Source organism: Pseudomonas graminis (assembly GCF_004364335.1).
GTDB classification, from domain to species: Bacteria; Pseudomonadota; Gammaproteobacteria; order Pseudomonadales; family Pseudomonadaceae; genus Aquipseudomonas; species Aquipseudomonas graminis_D.
In genome coordinates, this window is record NZ_SOCR01000009.1 from 258,906 (window position 1) to 278,519 (window position 19,614).

The following is a 19,614-nucleotide window of genomic DNA, read 5'->3' on the forward strand; positions in this document are numbered from 1 at the left end:
GTGGGCCTTATCTATAGAGGCCGTTGGTTATTGGAGGAGCTTCAGGACGGCTGCCGGTAGTTGGTTGGCTTGGGCCAGGACTGCCGTGGAGGCTTGTTGCAGGGTTTGTTGTTTGGTCATCTCCGCGGTTTCAGCAGCGAAGTCGACATCTTCGATCTGGCCTCGGGACGCGGTGGCGTTCTTGGTCATGTTCTGGAGGTTTTCAATGGCGCTCATCATGCGGTTCTGATTGGCGCCCAGATCGGCGCGCGCGGAATTGATCTTGCCGATCGCGGCGTCAATGGCCTTGATGGTGTATTCGATGTTTTCGGTGCGAGCGGGTTTGTTGAGAGCTTCATCTGCTGATTTCGCATCACCAAGGATTTTCTCAGCGTCAGTCACTGCCTTTTTGGCAAGGTTGAGGGTGTCGACATCGGCTTGTGTCGGCGTCTGGATGCCGGCAAACGTGGCCTCGGCTGCAATGAGCCCGGTCTTCGCCGTCTCAATGTCAGTCGCCATCTGGGGCGTGACGGTATTGACTATGTTTCTCGACCCGCTGCCGTCGATTGATAGCGGCGTGTAAGCACCTTTGACAATCGCCGCCGACCCCGAGTGTGTGGCAGTTGCAGCAACAGCCGCCCGATCTTCAGTCGCAACAAAGATTGATTCGGATGAAAAATCATCACTGAGAGTAAGGCTAATCTTCTCGGTAGCGCCCACATTGGCGCCAATCTGGAAGCTGAGCTCCCCCGCACTACCATCCAGCAAATTTAACTCAGCGCCGAACGTTGTACCTTTGGCAGTCCTGGACACTTCGGCTGTCAGTTTAAGAAACTCGGCATTCAGGGCATCTCTTTCTTTCGGCCCTTTATCACCGTTGGCAGCTTGCACCGCGAGGTCGCGCATCCGCTGCAAGTTATTCAAGGACTGATCCAGCGCGCCTTCAGCCGTTTGAATAATGGATATAGCCGCCCCGGCATTACGGGTGGCGACTGTCATGCCACGAATCTGGGTGGTGAGTCGAGTGGCAAGTTGCAACCCAGCGGCATCGTCCTTGGCGGTATTGATCCGCAGCCCGGAAGACAAACGTGTCATGGCGGTACTCAGCGAATCGGAAGACCGGTTCAAGTTCCGCTGAACAGACAGCGACGCAATATTGGTATTTACGGTTAAAGCCATTTTGAATTCCTCGTTGATAGAAACGGAGGGTTCTCTAACTTCGGGGAAGTCCATTTCTCCCGGAGAACCTACAGTCCAGCTATCGACGATCTGCACATTGGCTTTAACGACAAACATGGCGCAAAGGCCGAGCCATCACGACAGTTGAAGGGGAATAAAATTGCTAAGTCATTAAGCAGACTGAATATTAAAAAAACATAAAAAAACGGCCTCTGCGGGCCGCTTAATTCAGATTAAACCGAAACTAATGTAGGAGTTTTCTTTAACCTCCCGACGATGGGAAAGTGTCAGACTTTAAGAAACTCGACTTCAAGCCAATCCGCCACCCCCAACCAATCCTGCCGCTCCTGACACGCCAGAATCGCACTCAGCATCCTCCCCCATTCAGCCTGTCTTTCGGGAGTAGCCCCGTCCATCAACGGCAGCGACCGATCAATCAGGTCGACCATTTTCAAGGCCCCTTCAATATCCCGGCCCAGGCGGAACAGCTTCGCGCAGTTGCGGGCTTCTTCTACAACGTGCTGAGGCAGGGTCATGGCGCGGTCCAGTCCGGGTCGAAGTCGGCGCCGGTGATCAAGGCACCGTCGCGGCTGGTGTTGAGGAACGTGACCTGCGGGTGGCGGGCGATGAAGCGTTCGAGTTCGATGAGGTAACTGCGGAAATTCAGCTGGGTCTTGACCTTGTTGCCGCGACCGTCGCGGACCCAGTGTTTGGCGATCCCCAGCGCAGGGCCCAGGTCGCCGTCCTGCCAGCCAGTGTGGGTCTTGCCGCCGGGGAAGGCGAAGTCGGCGCCGAACAGGGTGATTCGCGCGGCGCCCATTTTGACGGCAAGATCCACGGCCGGATGAATGACGCTGCCGCCTACGTGCAGGGTGGCCTTGGGAATCTGCTCGCGCAGCCGGGCATACAGCGGGCTGCTGGAATAGCCGACGTAGCGCGGGCCTTGCCAGCTTTGCAGCATCTCGGCGTCCTGGCCCGGCACATAGACCAGCGCGATGTGCGCCGAATCCTCGGCGGGTAGATGCCGCGGGGTGATGCGGTGGTCGATGCTCACCACCACGTCCGGCCTGATGCCCTGATTGCGCAGCGGCACGTAGGCGGTGTCGACACAAATGATTAGCGGCCGATTGGCGCTGTTAGACGTGCTCAACAGGCGTGGCAAATGCTGTTGCAGACTCGGCCCCGTGGCGATGACGAACACCTCGCACCCGGATTGAGTGCCGAACAACGCGGCGACATCAGTGTCCCGTTGCAGCAGCGCTCTGCCCTGCTCCAGCAGGCGCGCGTTGTCGGGGGTATCGCCGGCGAAGGCCTGATTGTTGAACTCGACATGCACTTCGCTGACCAGCCGATCGCGGATCCGTGCGCTGCTGTCGTCGGCCAGCACCAGCTCGGCGGGCAGCGCGAAGAAGGGCAGATAAATTTCGCTCTGGGCATCGGCGTACGCGAGGTGCACCCGCGGGTCGGACAGCCAGTCGTCGTGCTCCAGCAGTTGCAGCACCAGGGCGAACAGCGCGCCATTGAGGATGTGGACGTGCAGCGTCTGCAGGGAAGCGTCGGCCAGCATTACCCGCTGCAGATCGCCGAGGGCGGTACCGTAAAGGTGCACGACGGGGATATTGGCGGGGAGGCTTTGTGCCTGGGTTTGCGCTTCGGCGAGGCGATCATGGCGGCTGGTGAGCTGGATGCCGCCGATGCTGAGGGTCGTTTGTCGGCCTTCGATCAGCTGCGCAGGAATGGATTCGATGTTTTCAGCCCGCAATCGCTGGGCTACGTCGGGCCAGCGCTGTTCGATCACGGCGAGGTTGCGCTGGAAAGACTCGCTCATGACGACAGTCCTTGTTCCCTGAGAAGTGCAGAAAGCACAACGGCGACCTGAGAAATCAGCGTCGCCGTTGTGCAGGCTGGGTGGTGACTCGTTGTCAGGGACGATAAAGGATCGCCGAGCCCCACGACAAGCCCACGCCGAAACCACTGACCGCGATGCGTTTCCACGTGGCGTTCATGACGTGTTTTTCCAGCAGCAGCGGGATGCTGGAAGACACGGTGTTGCCGGTCTCGAGCATGTCCTTGACGAATTTCTCCGGCGACTTGCCGTCTTCGAACCGGCGAGCGACCGCATCGACGATGGCCGCGCTGCCCTGGTGGATGCAGAACGCATCGACGTCGGAGGATTGCAGGCCGGACTCTTCGAGCAATTCGTTGAGGTGCGCAGGCACTTTGACCAGCGCGAAGTTGAAGACCTGACGCCCGTTCATGTAGAACGCGCCGTCGGTGGTCTTGAGGAACTCTGCGCCCGAGCCGTCGGTGCCGAATTTGGATTTGCCCAGCTGCCATGGCGCGTCGTCACTCATCCAGGTCGCCGTGGCGGCGTCGCCGAAGAGCATGGTGGTGTTGCGGTCTTCCGGATCGACGATCTTCGAATACGGGTCGGCGGTGACCAGCAGGCCGTTTTTCAAACCGGTCGCTTCCATGAAGCCTTTCAGCGCATAGATGCCGTAGACGTAACCCGAGCAGCCGAGGGAAATGTCGAACGCGGCGATGTGTGTCGGCAGGCCGAGTTTGTGTTGGACGATGGCGGCCGTGTGCGGCAGGCCTTCCTCGTCGCCGTTCTGGGTGACGACGATCAGTGCGTCGATGGCATCCCGTGACAGCCCGGGGTTGTTGGCGAACAGCTGGTTGACTGCTTCGACGCACAGGTCCGAGGTTTCCTGGCTGTCGTCTTTGCGCGGCAGAAAAGCAGAACCGATCTTGCCAAGGATGAAGTCTTCATCCTTTCCGAATTTGGCACCCTGGGCGTAATTGTCGACGCCGGCTGTGGGCACATAACTCGCTATGCTCTTGATGCCAATCATCATGGCTTCCCAATAAAAAACTGCTGAACATCACCCGGCGCGGTTAGGCGGGGCGTTGAAAATCCGGGGCTTGCGGCCTGAAAAAAAGGCGGCGTACACGCCAAAGCGACACCAGAATCGCTCTGGCATCAGCCCGACGACGTCACGGCCCGCCAACACGATACAGTGAAGATGCCCGTTATGACCCACAGGTCACCAAAAGTTTTACAAGCTTTTAGCTGACCGACGGGTGCTGTGCAATATCAGATCGCTGCTCAGACAGGTAATTGACATGAAGATGTCACGGGATTGTGGCGGGTAACGGGCTTCTTCGCGGGCAAGCGCGCTCCTGCAAGGTGTGTATGCCAGTCGTCCGGGAGGGTAGTGCCAATTACATCGATTCGGTGTCAGGCGCAAATCCGGGGAGCGACGCGTCACATTTGTAGGAGCCGGCTTGCTGGCGAACCCGTTCTATCATCCACCGCCAAGGTGACTGCCCAGACGCCTTCGCCAGCAAGCCGGCTCCTACGGACTGAACGTCAGCCATGGCAGCTGGATGCGACGAACATCCTGTAGGAGCGCGCTTGCCCGCGAAGACGGTATTCCAGTCGCTTGAGATGCAGCGGATGTACCGGCTTCTTCGCCAGCAAGCCGGCGCCTACGGACTCCACGCCAGCCATGGCAGCAAGGTTCGACGAAGATCCTGCAGGAGCGCGCTTGCCCGCGAAGACGGTATTCCAGTCGCTGGAGATGCAGCGGATGTACCGGCTTCTTCGCCAGCAAGCCGGCTCCTACGGATTCCACGCCAGCCATGGCAGCTGGATGCGACGAAGATCCTGCAGGAGCGCGCTTGCCCGCGAAAACGGTACTCCAGTCGCTGGAGATGCAGCGGATGTACCGCCGTCTTCGCCAGCAAGCCGGCTCCTACGGACTGAACGTCAGCCATGGCAGCTAGATGCGACGAAGATCCTGCAGGAGCGCGCTTGCCCGCGAAAACGGTACTCCAGTCGCTGGAGATGCAGCGGATGTACCGGCGTCTTCGCCAGCAAGCCGGCTCCTACGGACTGAACGTCAGCCATGGCAGCTGGATGCGACGAAGATCCTGTAGGAGCGCGCTTGCCCGCGAAGACGGTATTCCAGTCGCTGGAGATGCAGCGGATGTAACGGCCTCTTCGCGGGCAAGCGCGCTCCTACAGGGGATTGGTGGGCGACGTGGTCGAATCTGCCTAACCGACTACATCCCAACTCAACGCTGAACCGCGTTTCAGCGTGTGCCGGGCTGTGCGCCCGAGCACGGCATCGATGTGTTTCGGCGCCAGGCCGAGGCCGGGGCGGATGGCGCGGATATTGTCTGCGCTGAAAGCTTCGCCCTCGGCGATATCTCGCACCACGTACAACGAGCGGCGGTATTGCAGCGATTTCTGTTCGGCTTCGGTGGCGCCGTATTGGACGTGGCCCATGCCTTGCCAGGCCCGCTCGGTTTCGATGACCAGGCTGGCCATTTCTGCCGGTTCCAGGGAAAAACTGGCGTCGACCCCGCCATCGGCGCGGTCCAGGGTGAAGTGTTTCTCGATGACTGTCGCACCCATGGCCACCGCCGCCACCGACACGCCGACGCCCATGGTGTGATCGGACAAGCCCACCTGACAGCCAAACAACCCGGCCATATGTGGAATCGTGCGCACGTGGCTGTTGGCCGGTGTTGCCGGGTAGGTGCTGGTGCATTTCAGCAGCACCAGATCCTTGCAGCCGGCGGCCCGCGCCGCGCGTACGCTTTCGTCCAGCTCGGCGATGCTGGCCATGCCGGTGGAAATGATCATCGGTTTGCCGGTGGTCGCCACTTTGCGAATCAGCGGGATGTCGGTGTTTTCAAAGCTGGCGATCTTGTAGGCCGGCACGTCGAGGCTTTCGAGAAAGTCCACGGCGGTCTCGTCGAAGGGCGTGGAAAACGCCAGCAACCCCAGTTCTTTGGCCCGGGCGAAGATCGGCGCGTGCCACTCCCACGGCGTATGCGCCTGTTCATACAGCGCATACAGCGAGGTGCCCGCCCACAAGCTGTTGGGGTCTTTGATGAAGAACTCGCCCTCGGCGATGTCCAGGGTCATGGTGTCGGCGGTGTAGGTCTGTAGCTTGAGGGCATGGGCGCCCGCCTTGGCCGCCGCCTCAACGATGCGCAACGCCTGATCCAGCGACTGATTATGGTTGCCGCTCATCTCGGCAATGATGAACGGCGGCGCGTCGGGGCCGATGGTTCGCGAACCGATCTTGAAAGAATTCATCGTTGCTCACTCGCTGCATTGACGTCGGTCGGCACAAGGCCAAACGATAAAAATAGGAACGGGCAGCGGCTCATACGCCCTGCCCCGTTGCGACTGTGTCGAGACTGACTGTGTCGGGGCTGTCTGCGTTAATCGGTGCCGCCAAGACATCAGCGATACGCCGGGCACCTCGGCCATCCACCAACAACCTCGATTGTTCGGCAAACGACCGGCGTAAAACCGCATCACCGCAAAGCTGCCCGATCGCATCACGCAAACGCCCGGCCTCAAGCTGCACATGGGGCCCGAGATACAGATGCACCCCCGCTCCGGCCAGCAATTGCGCATTGAGCTGCTGATTGTTCGCCACCGAAATACAGATCGTCGGCAACCCCAACGCCGCGCGCTCCCAGGTGGTGCCGCCGCCAGCGCCGATAAACAGATCGGCCGCCTGCATCAGCGCAAAAAAATCCCCCGTCAGCGTGTGTAACCGCCATTCAGGTCGGGAGGCCGCCAGCTCGCTCATCGCCTGCCAATTCGGGTTATGCAGACCGGCGACGAAATCCACCTGGAGATCCTCGAAGGGCTGAAGCGCCAGCATCGTGGCGTACACCTGCCCGGCCGCATCGAAGCCGCCGAAGTTGACCAGCACTCGCTCGACCCGCGGCTTGATCGCGATGGCTTCGCACTGAAACTCGTCACGCAGTAAGGCAAAGCGCGGCCCCAGAAAGGTCTGGCACTCAGGCCCGACCCAAGAGGCGTAGGCCTGATCCAGCACCTGGGCGCTGTAATTCTGGTCGAGCAACACTTCGACCGAATGGGGCCGGTTGGCCAGATCGTCGATCGCCATGACCCGATCGGCGAGACCGCGCGCCGCCTTTTCCCAGCGCGCATCCAGCCCGTAATGATCAACGATCAGCCAGTCAAACTGTGGCTCATCCTCAAGCTCTTCGGCCAAGGCAGACAGGTCCGCCTGCCAGGGCAATGCGGCTTCGATGTCCTGATCTTCTTCAGCGTTATAGCGTGCGGGCAGCGCATAGGTGACATAGCCCTGATCCGCCAGCCGCTGCAGCAAATGCCCCGGCAATTCGCGGCAGGCAAAGCGCACATCGGCGCCGTCGTTGCGCAGCGTATTGGCCAGGGTCAGGCAGCGGGCGATGTGGCCGCTGCCGATGGTCACCGAGGCGTCGGCGCGGATCAGCGCGCGCATCATTGCAGTTCCCCGCCGGCCTTGAGGGCGGCGTACAGGTATTCCGCGCGCAGCCAGTCTTCCGGGCTGTCGATGTCCTGCACCAGATGCCGGGGCAGGATCACCGGCAGGCTCAGTTCGGAAAACACCGTGTCGCCGCGCCGCCAGGCCTCGCTGCGGCCCCAGTAGAACTGGCCGGCGTCCTGATAGGCGACGGGCAGGTCCTGGGAACGCACGCTGCGAAACTCCGGGTGCATCGCGCTCAGGCTGCCGTCGCGGTTGATCAACAGTGCACGCTGCACCGGGAAACCAAAGCTGCACACCGAAAACCCATAGGATTTTTCCGGCGCCGCGTCGAGCGCTTCCAGGCCCTGACGCAGATAACGCGGCTGCAACAACGGCGCGGTGGCGTAAATGCAGCAGGCGTAATCGAAGCGCTGATCAAGGGCGTCCAGGTTACAAAGCGCATGCTGAATCACCGCCGCCGTTCCGGTGAAAGCATCGGCCAGGTCCGCCGGGCGCATGAACGGCACGTCAGCGCCATAGCTGCGGGCGACGTCGGCGATCTCTTCATCGTCGGTACTGACGACAACCTGATCGAACACCCCGCTCGCCAGCGCGGCGCGAATGGAATACGCGATCATCGGCTCGCCGTTGAACAGCTTGATGTTCTTGCGCGGGATGCGCTGGCTGCCACCCCGTGCGGGGATGATGGCGACGGCGCTCATGCCTTTGGGTCTGTCATGGGTTCGTTCGCATCAAGTGGCCGCCGGGCGCGTTTCGCCGAGCAAACGGCGAAGCTGATCGACGACGTAATCCTGCTGCGCGTCGGTCATCGCCGGGTACAGCGGCAGGCTGATGGCCTGGGCGTAATAGGCTTCGGCCTCGGGGAAGTCACCCGGTTTGAAGCCCAGGTCGCGGTAATAGGGCTGCAGATGAACCGGGATGTAATGCACGTTCACGCCGATGCCCGCCGCGCGCAGCCCTTCGAACACCTGAAGATGGCTCACCGCAAGCAGGTCGGTCTGCACGCGCACGACATACAGGTGCCAGGCCGACTCGGCCTCGGCCTGAGTAGTCGGCAAGGTCAGCGGCAGGTCGGCCAGCAGCGTCTGATAACGCGCCACCAGCTCCCGCCGCCGCTCAAGAAAGCCGTCCAGCTTGTTCATCTGCGAAAGCCCCAGCGCCGCCTGCATGTCGGTCATGCGGTAATTGAAGCCCAGTTCAACTTGCTGGTAATACCAGGGACCGTGGCTCGGCTCGTCCATCTGCGCCGGATCACGGGTCATGCCGTGGCTGCGCAGGCGGCGCAAATGTTCGGCCAGCTCAGGGCGATTGGTCAGCACCATGCCGCCTTCGCCGGTGGTCACGATCTTTACCGGATGAAAGCTGAACACCGTCATGTCGGCGTATTCGCCACAGCCTACTGGCCGCCCTGCGTAGTGGGCACCGACCGCGTGGGAGGCGTCTTCGATGACGACAAAGCCGTAACGTCGAGCCAATTCGCTGATAGCGCGCATGTCGCAGCTCTGGCCGGAAAACGCCACCGCGACCAGCACCTTGGGCAGCCTGCCGGTTGATTCGGCGGCTTCAAGCTTGCGCGCCAGGGCGTTGGTGTCGAGGTTCCAAGTCAGCGGATCGATGTCGACAAAATCCACATCGGCGCCGCAATAGCGCCCGCAGTTGGCCGACGCGAGAAACGTATTCGGGCTGGTCCACAGCCAGTCGCACTGCCCCAGTCCGGCCGCCAGACAGGCAACGTGCAGCGCCGCCGTGGCGTTGCACACCGCCACCGCAAAGCCTGCTTCACAGCGCGCGGCCATGGCGGATTCGAAGCGCTCGAGGGTCGGGCCCTGGGTCAGCCAGTCGGACTTGAGCACCTCGACGACGGCGTCGATATCGGCCTGATCAACGCTCTGCCTGCCGTACGGAATCATGGCTGTACGTCAGCGTGCAGCTCGCCGATCTGGCGGATCGACAGGAAGTCCGGGTTGGTGTCGGAACGGTATTCGAACTCGTCGTGAACCGCCTTGCCCTGCGCGCCCGTTGCGTCAACAGCGAAGTCGGTATCGACGTTGTTGAAGCGGATCGACGGCACGATGGTGTAGTGATCGTCGAATTCCAGGGTCATGCGCGCGTCGTCCTGGGGCACCATCAACTCGTGCAGTTTTTCCCCGGGACGGATGCCGACGATCTTGTGCGGCAGGTCGGGGGCCATGGCCTGGGCCAGATCGACGATGCGCACCGACGGAATCTTCGGCACGAACACTTCGCCGCCGTGCATGCGCTCGAAACTCTGCATGACGAAATCCACGCCGTGGTCGAGGGTGATCCAGAACCGCGTCATGCGCGGATCGGTGATCGGCAACTCAGCCGCGCCACCGGCCAGCAGCTTGTTGAAGAACGGCACGATCGACCCCCGGGAGCCGGCGACGTTGCCGTAGCGCACCACGGAAAACCGCGTCTGCTCTTCGCCACCGATGTTGTTGGCGGCGACGAACAGTTTGTCCGACAGCAGCTTGGTGGCGCCGTACAGGTTGATCGGGCTGGCGGCCTTGTCGGTGGACAGGGCGACGACTTTCTTCACGCCGTTGGCGATGGCCGCCGAGATGATGTTTTCCGCGCCATTGACGTTGGTGCGGATGAACTCGGTCGGGTTGTATTCCGCCGCCGGCACATGCTTGAGCGCCGCCGCGTGGACCACGTAGTCGATACCGCGCATGCCCTGCTGCAAGCGGTCGGCATCGCGCACGTCGCCGAGGAAATAGCGCATGCAGGGGGCGTTGAATTCCTGCTGCATTTCGTACTGCTTGAGTTCATCGCGAGAGAACACCACCACGCGCCGGGGCTGATAACGCGCCAGCAGCGAGCGGATGAACATGCGACCGAACGAGCCGGTCGCGCCAGAGATGAACACTGATTTGCCGTTGAACATGACGTAGTCCTTTAACCCGAAGGCCTTAAGCGAGCAGCTCGGCCCAACTGGCACCGTCGGCCTGAGCGAGGGTGAAGCCCTTGCCGGTCAGTTGCAGATTCTTGTTGTACGCCAGGTCCTGGGCAAACGCCCCTGACCATTTGTCCTGCAGCGCCGCCAGCGTCTGGGGCGCGTCGGGCAATGCGCCCGAATGCACGAACTGCACGTGAGGCGTCCACACCGTCAGGTACCCGGCCTCGGCCACCTTCAGGCACAGGTCCACATCGGCGAAGGCGTCGGCGAAATGCCCTTGATCCAGGCCGCCAACGTCGTCGAACAGCGCCGAGCGGACCATCAGGCAGGCGTCGGACACCGCCGAATAATTCTGGTCGAGCAGCAAACGGCTCATGTAGCCGGCCGCGTCTTTCGCTTCGCCGATGAAGGCTGAACCCACGCCGCCGTTCATGCCGAGAATCAAACCCGCCTGACTGACCGTGCCGTTGCGTTCAATCAGCTTGGCGCCGACCACGCCGACTTCCGGGCGCATCGCCTGATTGAGCAAGGCGTCGATCCAGTTCGGGCTGATGACTTCGCCGTGGGCCGAGAGCAGCGCCAGGTATTCGCCAGTAGCCTGCTCGCGCAGCGCGTTGATCAGCGCGGACCGACTTAACGGTTGATCCATGGCAATCACGCGCACGCGACCTTTGTGCTGGCGACCCAGCCATTCGCTGAGCTCTGCCGACACGCTGTGGTCGTCCGCGATCAGCACTTCGTAATTCGCGTAGCGCGTGCGCAGCAGGACACTGGCCAGGCAACGCTGCAGCACCGGCAGGTCGTCAACGCCATGGACGAGGATCGACACCAGCGGGCGCTGAATATGGCGGTAGTCGATGCGCCAGGTGCCGGGTGCCGCCGGACTGATCTGGGCCTTGAAACCGCGATTGTTCAGGTGCCGGGTCAGGGCCAGACGTTGCTGAGGGTTTTCTTCCAGCGGTTGCGCGTCGGTGACCAGCAGCGGTTCGTCCAGATGCGCCAGCCAGCCCATGCCGCCCTGCTCGATGATGCGCAGCAGCAGTTCGAATTCGGCGGCCTGGGCGAAGTCGGCGGAGTAACCGCCGGCCTCGACCAGCACATCGCGGCGGACCAGCCAGTGACGGGACATCAGCGTCGGGTTGCTCAGCAGCAGGTCGAGGTTGAAGCCAGGGCGCATGACATGGACCAGCGCACCGCTGGCCTCGCGTTGGACTTCATCGGCGAACACCGCGCGGCAGTCAGGCGCGGCCTGCAGTTCCAGCGAGGCGCGTAACAGGCCGCCCGATGTGAAGGCATCACCGGCTTCGGCCAGCATCAGCCAGTTGCAGGTCGATTGGCGGGCGATCTGATTGACCTTATCGACCCAGTTGCTCTTGCTGACCTTGACGAAGTGCAGGGTGTTTTGCGCACTGGTCGCCGCCGGTGGCTCGCCGCTGGTGAACACCACGACCTTGAAGGTCTTGCAGTGGCCTTCCACCAGGCTGTCCAGGGTGACCTGCAGTTTGTTCATGTCATCGTCGAGGTCCAGCAACAGAATGCCGAACTGCGGCCCGCTGCCCAGGCTGTCGATGCGGCTGAGGATGGCCTGTGCGTCACCGGGGCTTGGCTGGCGTGCGTCCAGCCACTTCAACAACTGGCCCGACGGCATGTTGGCCAGGGTCACGCGATGGTCTTCGCGGTGGACTGAATTCAGGCGCTGCAACCAGCGCGACATTTCCAGCGCTTCTTCAGGGTCACCCTGGCGCGCCATGAGGCCGGCGAGCGGCTCGACGATGTGCGGGTTGAAGATGTTCAGGGCCATCGCTTCCCACATCCGGTTGGCGATGGTTTCGGGATTGTCGTTGCCGTGGGTGCGCAGCAGCAGTTCTTGCTGAACCCAAGTGCCTTCGAGCTGTTCCATCTGCAGTTTGCCGGCTGGCAGGGCGTGGATCAGAAACTCGATCTCGGTCAGCACGTCGAAAAAGGCCTGGTTGTAAAACGGCATTTCAACGAACTGACGAGGACCGAACTGGCGGTCCGCCGGTTTGAACACGTCGTTCCAGCGCGACACCACGATGCTGGTCAAACCCAGGGAGCGCTGATCCTCAAGGCAGGCCTGCAGGGCGGCGTAGGCTTTTTTGACGTGCTCGATGCCGGCGTCTGCATTCAGCTCGCCGGCGACCGTGGTCAGATCTGCCAGAAAACCGGCGAATTCATGGCGTTCGAGCACGGCTGACGGATCGCTGTCACTCAGCTTTTTCAGCATATGGGTCGGGCGGTCGGAGAGCCGGTGGTGGAGTTCGCGGACCACGTAAGGAATCGGCAAGGTCCGCGCCTTGGCGGCCGAGAGCAGGAAATACGCGTGACCGAACTCTTGCAGTTCGCCGCTGATGCCTTGGGGCAGTGCGCCAAACCACTGTTGCAGCAACGCCGTGCGGGTGACGGCGTAGAACGGCGGAATATAGTGGTCCATGAAGCTCAGGACGCGCTCGCCGCTGTTGTCGGCGGCGAAATCTTCCTGGCCCTTTTTGTCGCGGCGCAAGTATTCGACTTTGTCGCCGTGGGCCTGGTACATCAGGCAATACCCGTGGCACAGGCCGTAGTCCGGGTTGGCGGCAAGGAACTCCACCGACCGGGCCAACGCGTCATGCATCAGAAAATCTTCGTCGCCCACAAACGCCATGAACGGCGTGGTCACCTGGGTCACGCCATGGGCGATCCTGCTCTGGACCCCGGTCTCGGCGAACTGCGGCACGTGGCGGTAATCCACCTGCGGGAACAGCGCGGCGATGTCGGCGGCTGACTGCAAAGAAGCATCCAGCACCAGCACATGGGCCGAAGACGAACTGTAGTACTGCAATGTCCGGCGCAGCAGGGCGGGCCGATCATGGGTGAGGACCACAAGAGTCAATTGGGCATCGAGCGGCATGGTGTTTCCCGAAGATGGAGGACAGTGCATTACGTTTTCCCTGTGATGCGGCCAAGCGTCAAAAAGATGATCAATGGCGATATCGGGGAGACGAAGCAGGAAGCACGCCAACTCTGGATGGCGGGACAGCGCGCCATGGGTAGGGCTGGCTTTGGCCGAGTCCGCGTTATTCGTCACACCATAAAATCGAGGGTGCAGATGCGGGCCCCTTCCCGGCTGAAGCCGGTCCCACTAAAGCAGCGTGTGCAGCAGTGATATTGGGTGAATGCGGATGTAGCACCGGCTTTAGCCGGGAAGCAGACACGGAGAATGGGCGGCGGGTATGAGGTCTGTAGGAGCCGGCTTGCTGGCGAATGCGTTGGACCAGACAGCGCGGCAGTGACTGATCAACCGCGTTCGCCAGCAAGCCGGCTCCGACGGATCGTGCAGACAACCGTGAGTAGTGAGACGCTGCAAACCCAATGTAGGAGCGCGCTTGCCCGCGAAGGCGTAGGCAAAGACGATCAATATGCGTCGGATGTAATGGCCTCTTCGCGGGCAAGCGCGCTCCTACACCGATTAGCGCCGCATCATGAATTCTTGCGTCGCACGCACTCGCCCCATCCCGGCTAAAGCCGGTCCCACGAAAGCAGCGTGTGCAGCCAGTTTGGGTGAACGCGGATGTAGGACCGGCTTTAGCCGGGAAGCAGACACGGAGAATGGGCGGCGGGTATGAGGTCTGTAGAAGCCGGCTTGCTGGCGAATGCGTGGGACCAGCCGAAGCGGCAGTGACCGATCAACCGCGTTCGCCAGCAAGCCGGCTCCTACAGAGAGATGCATCCGTCCAGTGAGATCATGCCAGCGCCAATCAACGCAAATGCACGCTCCCACCGGTCATTCGTCACACCGCAGGATTGAGGGTGCACATGCTGGCCTATTCCCGGCTAAAGCCGGTCCCACTAAAGCAGCGTGTGCAGTCAGTGGGATTGGGGTGAGCGCGGGTTCAGTGGGACCGGCTTTAGCCGGGAAGGCGCCGGGCGTCGCACCGCGTTTATTCTGCCAGCCAGCCGTTGACCCAGTGCTGAAGGTTGTCGCCGCGCAGGACGTAGTCGCGCATGACCACTTCTTTCAGCTCGTCGCCCATGCGGTAGCTGGCGTCCGGGTCGGCCAGGTGCATGCGGATCGCTTCCAGCCACTCGGCGGTGCTGTTGGTCATCACGCGGGTGCACGGCAGGTAACCGTCGTAAGCCCGGGTGTCGGTGCAGATCACCGGATAGCCGCAGGCCCCGTATTCCAACAGGCGCAGGTTGCTTTTGCAGTCGTTGAAGATGTGGTGCTCAAGCGGTGCCAGCGCGAGGTCGAGGTTCAACGCCGCCAGCTTCGCCGGATAGGCCAGCAAGCCTACCGACGGATGAAACTCGTGCACATAGGGGCGCAGCGACTCGGGGCACATGCCGAAGAACACCCACTCGACCTGATCGGCCAGCTCGCGCACGACCTCGGCGATAATCTCCAGATCACCGCCATGGCTGGTCCCGCCACCCCAACCGACCCGAGGTTTTTTCGAGGTGCGGCGCTGGCTGCGCAGGCCGGTCCAGAGCTGTGAAGCCAGCATGTTCGGAACAACGCGGATGTCGTGGTGCATTCCCGACAGCGCATCGGCCAGCGTCACGGTCGAGACCACCACCCGATCACACAGGCTGGTGCCCAGACGCACCATCGCTTCCATGTTCGACGGCATGCTGCGCAGATGGCCGTTCTTTTTCGGCACGCTGATCACGTAGTCGTCCAGCTCGTAAATGCGCCGGGCGTTGGAGTACGCCTTGAGGCTGGCGACCTGATCGATGGAATTCTGACTGTAGCGGCACTGCACGATGATCACGTCCGGCGACTGACGCTCCAGGTCGATGATCGACGGCAGGTCATAGCTCATCCGCCCTTCGATGCGGCCGTCGGCTTCCAGCTCCAGAAACGGTTGGGACACGCGGTAGTGACCCACCGCCGTGCTGTTGACCGGGATCGCCAGCACATTGGGCAAACGCCGCGATGAATAGGGGTTCCAGCCTTTTTTCAGGCCCGGTTCCAGGCTGTAGAACGAACCGGTCAGGCGCAGGTTGGGGTTGTAGGCCGGGTCACGGGCGAGGATCGGCAGCCAGCGTTTGTAGAAGGCGTGTTGATCGTCGACCTGGGATTGTTTATCGCGCACCTGTTCCGCCGGTGTCGAGGCACCGATCGCCAGCACGGCACGCGGTGCCCAGACCACCAAATGGCCGGACTCCCGCACGCGCAGGCAAAAATCCACTTCGCTCAGGCTGCCGCTGAACTCGGTGCTGTTCAGGCCGCCGAGCTGCTCGAACAAGGCGCGGCGCACCAGCAGGCAATGGCCGCCCACCGCGCTCAGGTCCTGGGCCGCCTGCAATCTCAGCAGATGACCGGGCGCGTGCAGTGGCTCGCCAAAAAACGCAGGGCCGGCCGCGCCGTGGTAACCCAGAATCAGACCGGCCTGGAGAATGTGGCCTTCCGGGGTAAACAGCTTGGCGCCGACCACGCCCACTTCCTCACGCCGGCCATGATTGACCAGCTCGCCCAGCCACGCGGAGTCAGCGATGACCGCATAGACACTGAGCATCAGCAAGTGCTCGCCGCGGGCATGGTCGGCGGCGAAGTTGCGCACATCGGCGCCGTTGCCCTGCCCTTCGTAATGCAGCACGCGCAGCGTGTCGCCGCCGATCTGCTGCATGTCCGCCAGCCAGGACCTGGCCTCCGGATTTTGGCTGGCGCAGTCGACAATCAGCACTTCGAAGTGACCGTAAGTGGTCTTCGACAACAGCGACTCAACGCAGCGCTGTAACGCCGCCAGCTGGTCCTGATGGACGATGATGATCGACACCAGCGGACGCGCGTCGCTCAAATAATCAATGTGATTGACCCACTGCCCTTCCACTTCGCGCAGCTGATGGGCGATGCCCATGCGTTGCAGATGCGCGCCGAGCACCGGGGCGTTTTGCGCCATGAGCTCATCCTGCGCCAGCCACGCCTGAAACGAAAACTGCGACTCGACGAGGATTTCCGAAACGTGCTCAACCACCACGCCGTGGGTTTCGGTCAGGCGCCAGATGGCGTCGTGGGGCGCGAGTTCGCCGTACCCGGAATCGAAACCGCCAACCCTGACCAGCGCGTCGATCTGAAACGCCAGCACCCGGCCGACGTAGGGATAACTGCGCAGCAGGTCGAGGTTGAAGTCAGGGCGAAACACCGGCTCGGCCGATTCGCCTTCATGCAATGCGCCTTCGTCGCCGTACAGGCACAGCACGTCCGGCGAATGGGCAACGCGTTCGGCGAGGATCAGCAACGCACAATCGGTCAGCCGATCCCCCGCCCGCAGCAGGTAACACCAGTCGCCGCGCTCGAGCTGGGGCAGCAGATCATTGAGTTGCGCCAGCCAGTCGGGCTGCAGCGGCAAAGTGAACACGCGGCCATCCAGCACGGGCGCTTCACAGGCGCTGGACAGCACCAGGGTCAGTTCGGCGGCATACAACTGCGCGTCAAGACTGGCCAGGGTCAGGGCCACACCGGCGGCGCTGGCATGCTCGTCGAGCACCACTGCGACCATCTTCGGCTGCAACGGCCAGGTCGCGACGTTATCGGCAACCCGCAGGCGATCTGCGCCAAACAGGGTGCGGAAACTCAACCACTGCTGGTACAGCTCGGCAAAACTTTCGCTGTCGGTGCCGACTCGCCACGGCAATGACGCTTGACGATCACCGAGCATGCGGCTGAGGGGCAGCTCTTGCCAGACACGGGGCTGCTCCAGCGCCTCGGTCAGCGGCACAAAGCGCACCCAGCCATATTCGGGAGCGTTTTCGCCGGTCCGCGCCTTGAGCATCTTGCCCAGCCACTGACGCTCGTCGGTGATCAGGTCCTTGACCCACTGCTGGCGGCTCAAACGGTCAGGGTGCAGGCGCTCGGCGCTGAGTACGTCGTTGAGCATGACCATGTTGCCGCGCTTGAGCAGGCACACGTAGAGCACGAAATCCACCAGCGCGGTGAAGCCCTCGCCGACTTCCCTGAGCGCCGGCAAAATCACCTGCACGTCGCTGCGGCGCATCAATGAGCTGCTGAATCCGCCGAGAAAGTTGGTCGGCGAAATATCAAATACGGAAAGCAGATCCGCCCCGTAGAACACCGAACTGGACTCGGCCAGCGGGGCATTCTCGATGCGCACCGGCAACTGAATGTCCTGGGGATCGCAGAAGTAACGCTGGGCCAGCACCAGGCTGACGTCGTCATGCTCCACCAGAATGCTGGCCTGACGCGCGACGGCCGCGGGAAACAGCCGGTCGTCATCGCAGAAAAACTTGATGAATTCGCCCCGCGCTTCGTGCAGACACACCAGCAGGTTGCCGACGAAACCCTGACGCTTGGGGTTGCGCACGTAACGCAGCTTGACCGGGCTTGAGTCGAGGTGCTGTTCAACGAAGCGCTGGATCTCGTCGGTCTGGCTATCGTCGCAGACCACCACTTCAAAGGGCCGATAGGTCTGGGCCAAGGCATCCAGCAGGGCTCGCTGAAAAAAGCGCGGGTTGTAGGCGGGAATGACGAGGCTGACGAGGGGAACTGAATTCACGGGCGGGACTCACGAGCGGCGCCGTTCCCCGGGGAAAGGATCGGCATTAACCGCTGACAATACGGTTGACGCTCAACGGTGGCGACCCCTGTTGATCAGGTGCCGCCCGCCGCTGGGCCGATTACAACTTGCTGAACAGGTTCAGCGCAGACAGCTGGGTAAACACCAGCTGCGACGCCTGTAACATGGTTTTCTGCAGGGTCAGACGGGCGATGGCATCGACCGGGTCGGACGCGGTGATCGTGCCCGATTCGGTGGTGCCGTTGTCGATCATGGTCTGGTTGGTCACGCCCTGTTCGGTCGCCGTTTTGGCCCGGGCACCGCCTTCGCTGGTGGCATTGATGATCTGCTCGGCCGCACTTTTCAGGTTACCGATGGTGGACGTCATGGTCGCCTGCAGTTTCTGCTGGGCAATCGGATCGCCATCGACCTTGCCGTTGAGCGCCGTGATGACCTTGGACAAGGTGTTCAGCACGTTCTGGCTTTGTTGGGTCGAGGACTGCGCGGTGAACTGGTCACCCGCAGCCAGCGCCGGCGGCGTGCCGCTGAAGGTGAAGGTCACGCCGGAGGCCGTTGCCGTGTTGCCGCTCAGCGTGCCGGTGGACACCGCTTTGCTGGTCGCCGGGTCATAGGGCGCCGCGTACAGACTGAAGTTGGTGGCATCCGTGAAGCGCACGACAGCGCCGCCCGACGGGAAGGTTTTGTCGAACGCGGCCTGGTCGGTCACCACGGAGCTGGTGATCACATCGGTCGAGGTGTTGGCCGGCAGCCGCGAGGTGCTCACGGTGCTGGGGGAGACGCCGAGCTCGAAGGTGTGACCCTTCACGGCTGCGTCTGCAGCCGTGGAGTCTGCGTACTGATCCTTGGTCAGGTTGATGTTCAGGTTCAGTTCCAGACCCCGGAAGGTGATGGGCTGGTTGGCCGAACTGGTGGACGCAAACTTGCCGGTAGACGTCGCCTCGCCCGTCACATCCTGGTTGTTCTTGTCGAGGATCGTGTACGCCGTGCTGCTGGTGAAAGAGATCTTGTACGGCTGGCCGGCGGTGAAACTGGTGTCGTAGGTGGCGGCATTGCTGACGCTGCCGCCGGACAACGAGATCACGCCGTCATCAGCGCCTGCGACCAGGGTCGTCGAGGTGCGCGTGGTGTTGGTCGCTTGTTCGAATGCATCCCAGCCGGTGGTGTTGCTGGCCATGGAAATGCCGCTGCCAACAGCCAGCAGATTGCGCGTCTGGTCGCCCTGATAGCTGTAGGTACCGTCGGAACTCACGGAATATGGCGCGGTGGTGCCCTTGGACCCGGAGAACAGATAGCTGCCGTCGGCATCCTGACTGTTCATCAGGCCGAGAATCTGCCCCTGCAACTCCTTGAGCTCGGAGGCGTTGGCCTGGCGATCCTTGTCGGTGAACGAGGTGTTCGCCGCCCCCAGTACCAGCTCCTGTGCGCGCTGAATCGCCGAGGTGATCGACGTCAAGGCCGTCTCGGTCTGCACAACGGTGGTATTGATCGTATCGATGTTGGATTTGTACTGATTGAGCATCGTGCCCTGCTGCTGCAACTGCAGCACACGGCCCGCGCCGACCGGATCATCACCGGCGGTGTTGAGCTTGACCTGGCTGGCCACTTCGTCACCGGTTTTGGTGACGTTGGCGTAACTGCGCGAGTAGTTCGAGGCGCTGGTTTCGTAAAACTGGGTCGTTGAGATACGCATGGA

Annotated in this window: 12 protein-coding genes; all 12 read right to left on the minus strand. The window is 61.9% G+C overall.

The features are described from left to right. Positions 1-27: 27 nt before the first annotated feature. Positions 28-1,275 (minus strand): flagellin, encoded by a 1,248-nt coding sequence (locus tag EC919_RS18825; protein ID WP_243842289.1) that lies wholly within the window; start codon positions 1,273-1,275, stop codon positions 28-30. Between the two features lie 170 nt (positions 1,276-1,445). After that, positions 1,446-1,694 carry a hypothetical protein gene (locus tag EC919_RS18830; RefSeq protein ID WP_133775907.1) on the minus strand — a complete coding sequence of 83 codons (249 nt, stop codon included), beginning with the start codon at positions 1,692-1,694 and terminating at the stop codon, positions 1,446-1,448. Further along, positions 1,691-2,986, minus strand: coding sequence for a motility associated factor glycosyltransferase family protein (locus EC919_RS18835; protein ID WP_133775908.1), 1,296 nt, complete (start codon positions 2,984-2,986; stop codon positions 1,691-1,693). Before EC919_RS18835 ends, EC919_RS18830 begins: the two co-directional genes overlap by 4 nt. Positions 2,987-3,080: 94 nt before the next feature. Continuing rightward, a complete protein-coding gene (locus EC919_RS18840) occupies positions 3,081-4,013 on the minus strand; it encodes a ketoacyl-ACP synthase III (protein WP_133775909.1) in 933 nt (310 codons plus the stop codon). A gap of 1,205 nt (positions 4,014-5,218) precedes the next feature. Then, entirely contained in the window at positions 5,219-6,271 is a 1,053-nt protein-coding gene (gene pseI, locus EC919_RS18845; RefSeq protein ID WP_133775910.1) for a pseudaminic acid synthase, read from the minus strand. Between the two features lie 70 nt (positions 6,272-6,341). After that, on the minus strand, positions 6,342-7,463 hold the full coding sequence (gene pseG, locus EC919_RS18850; protein ID WP_243842290.1) for a UDP-2,4-diacetamido-2,4,6-trideoxy-beta-L-altropyranose hydrolase: 1,122 nt from the start codon (positions 7,461-7,463) through the stop codon (positions 6,342-6,344). After that, on the minus strand, positions 7,460-8,167 hold the full coding sequence (gene pseF, locus EC919_RS18855) for a pseudaminic acid cytidylyltransferase (protein WP_133775911.1): 708 nt from the start codon (positions 8,165-8,167) through the stop codon (positions 7,460-7,462). Before pseF ends, pseG begins: the two co-directional genes overlap by 4 nt. Before the next feature lie 30 nt (positions 8,168-8,197). Further along, entirely contained in the window at positions 8,198-9,376 is a 1,179-nt protein-coding gene (gene pseC / locus EC919_RS18860; RefSeq protein WP_133775912.1) for a UDP-4-amino-4,6-dideoxy-N-acetyl-beta-L-altrosamine transaminase, read from the minus strand. Next, positions 9,373-10,374, minus strand: a complete 1,002-nt coding sequence (pseB, locus tag EC919_RS18865; protein WP_133775913.1) for a UDP-N-acetylglucosamine 4,6-dehydratase (inverting) — start codon at positions 10,372-10,374, stop codon at positions 9,373-9,375. The genes pseC and pseB overlap by 4 nt, the downstream gene beginning before the upstream one ends. Positions 10,375-10,399: 25 nt before the next feature. Beyond that, positions 10,400-13,294: a glycosyltransferase family 2 protein gene (locus tag EC919_RS18870; protein WP_243842291.1), complete on the minus strand. Its 2,895-nt coding sequence runs from the start codon at positions 13,292-13,294 to the stop codon at positions 10,400-10,402. Positions 13,295-14,324: 1,030 nt separating this feature from the next. After that, on the minus strand, positions 14,325-17,900 hold the full coding sequence (locus tag EC919_RS18875) for a glycosyltransferase (protein ID WP_133775915.1): 3,576 nt from the start codon (positions 17,898-17,900) through the stop codon (positions 14,325-14,327). Between the two features lie 121 nt (positions 17,901-18,021). Next, positions 18,022-19,611, minus strand: coding sequence for a flagellar hook-associated protein 3 (locus EC919_RS18880; protein WP_133775916.1), 1,590 nt, complete (start codon positions 19,609-19,611; stop codon positions 18,022-18,024). Positions 19,612-19,614 lie beyond the last annotated feature (3 nt).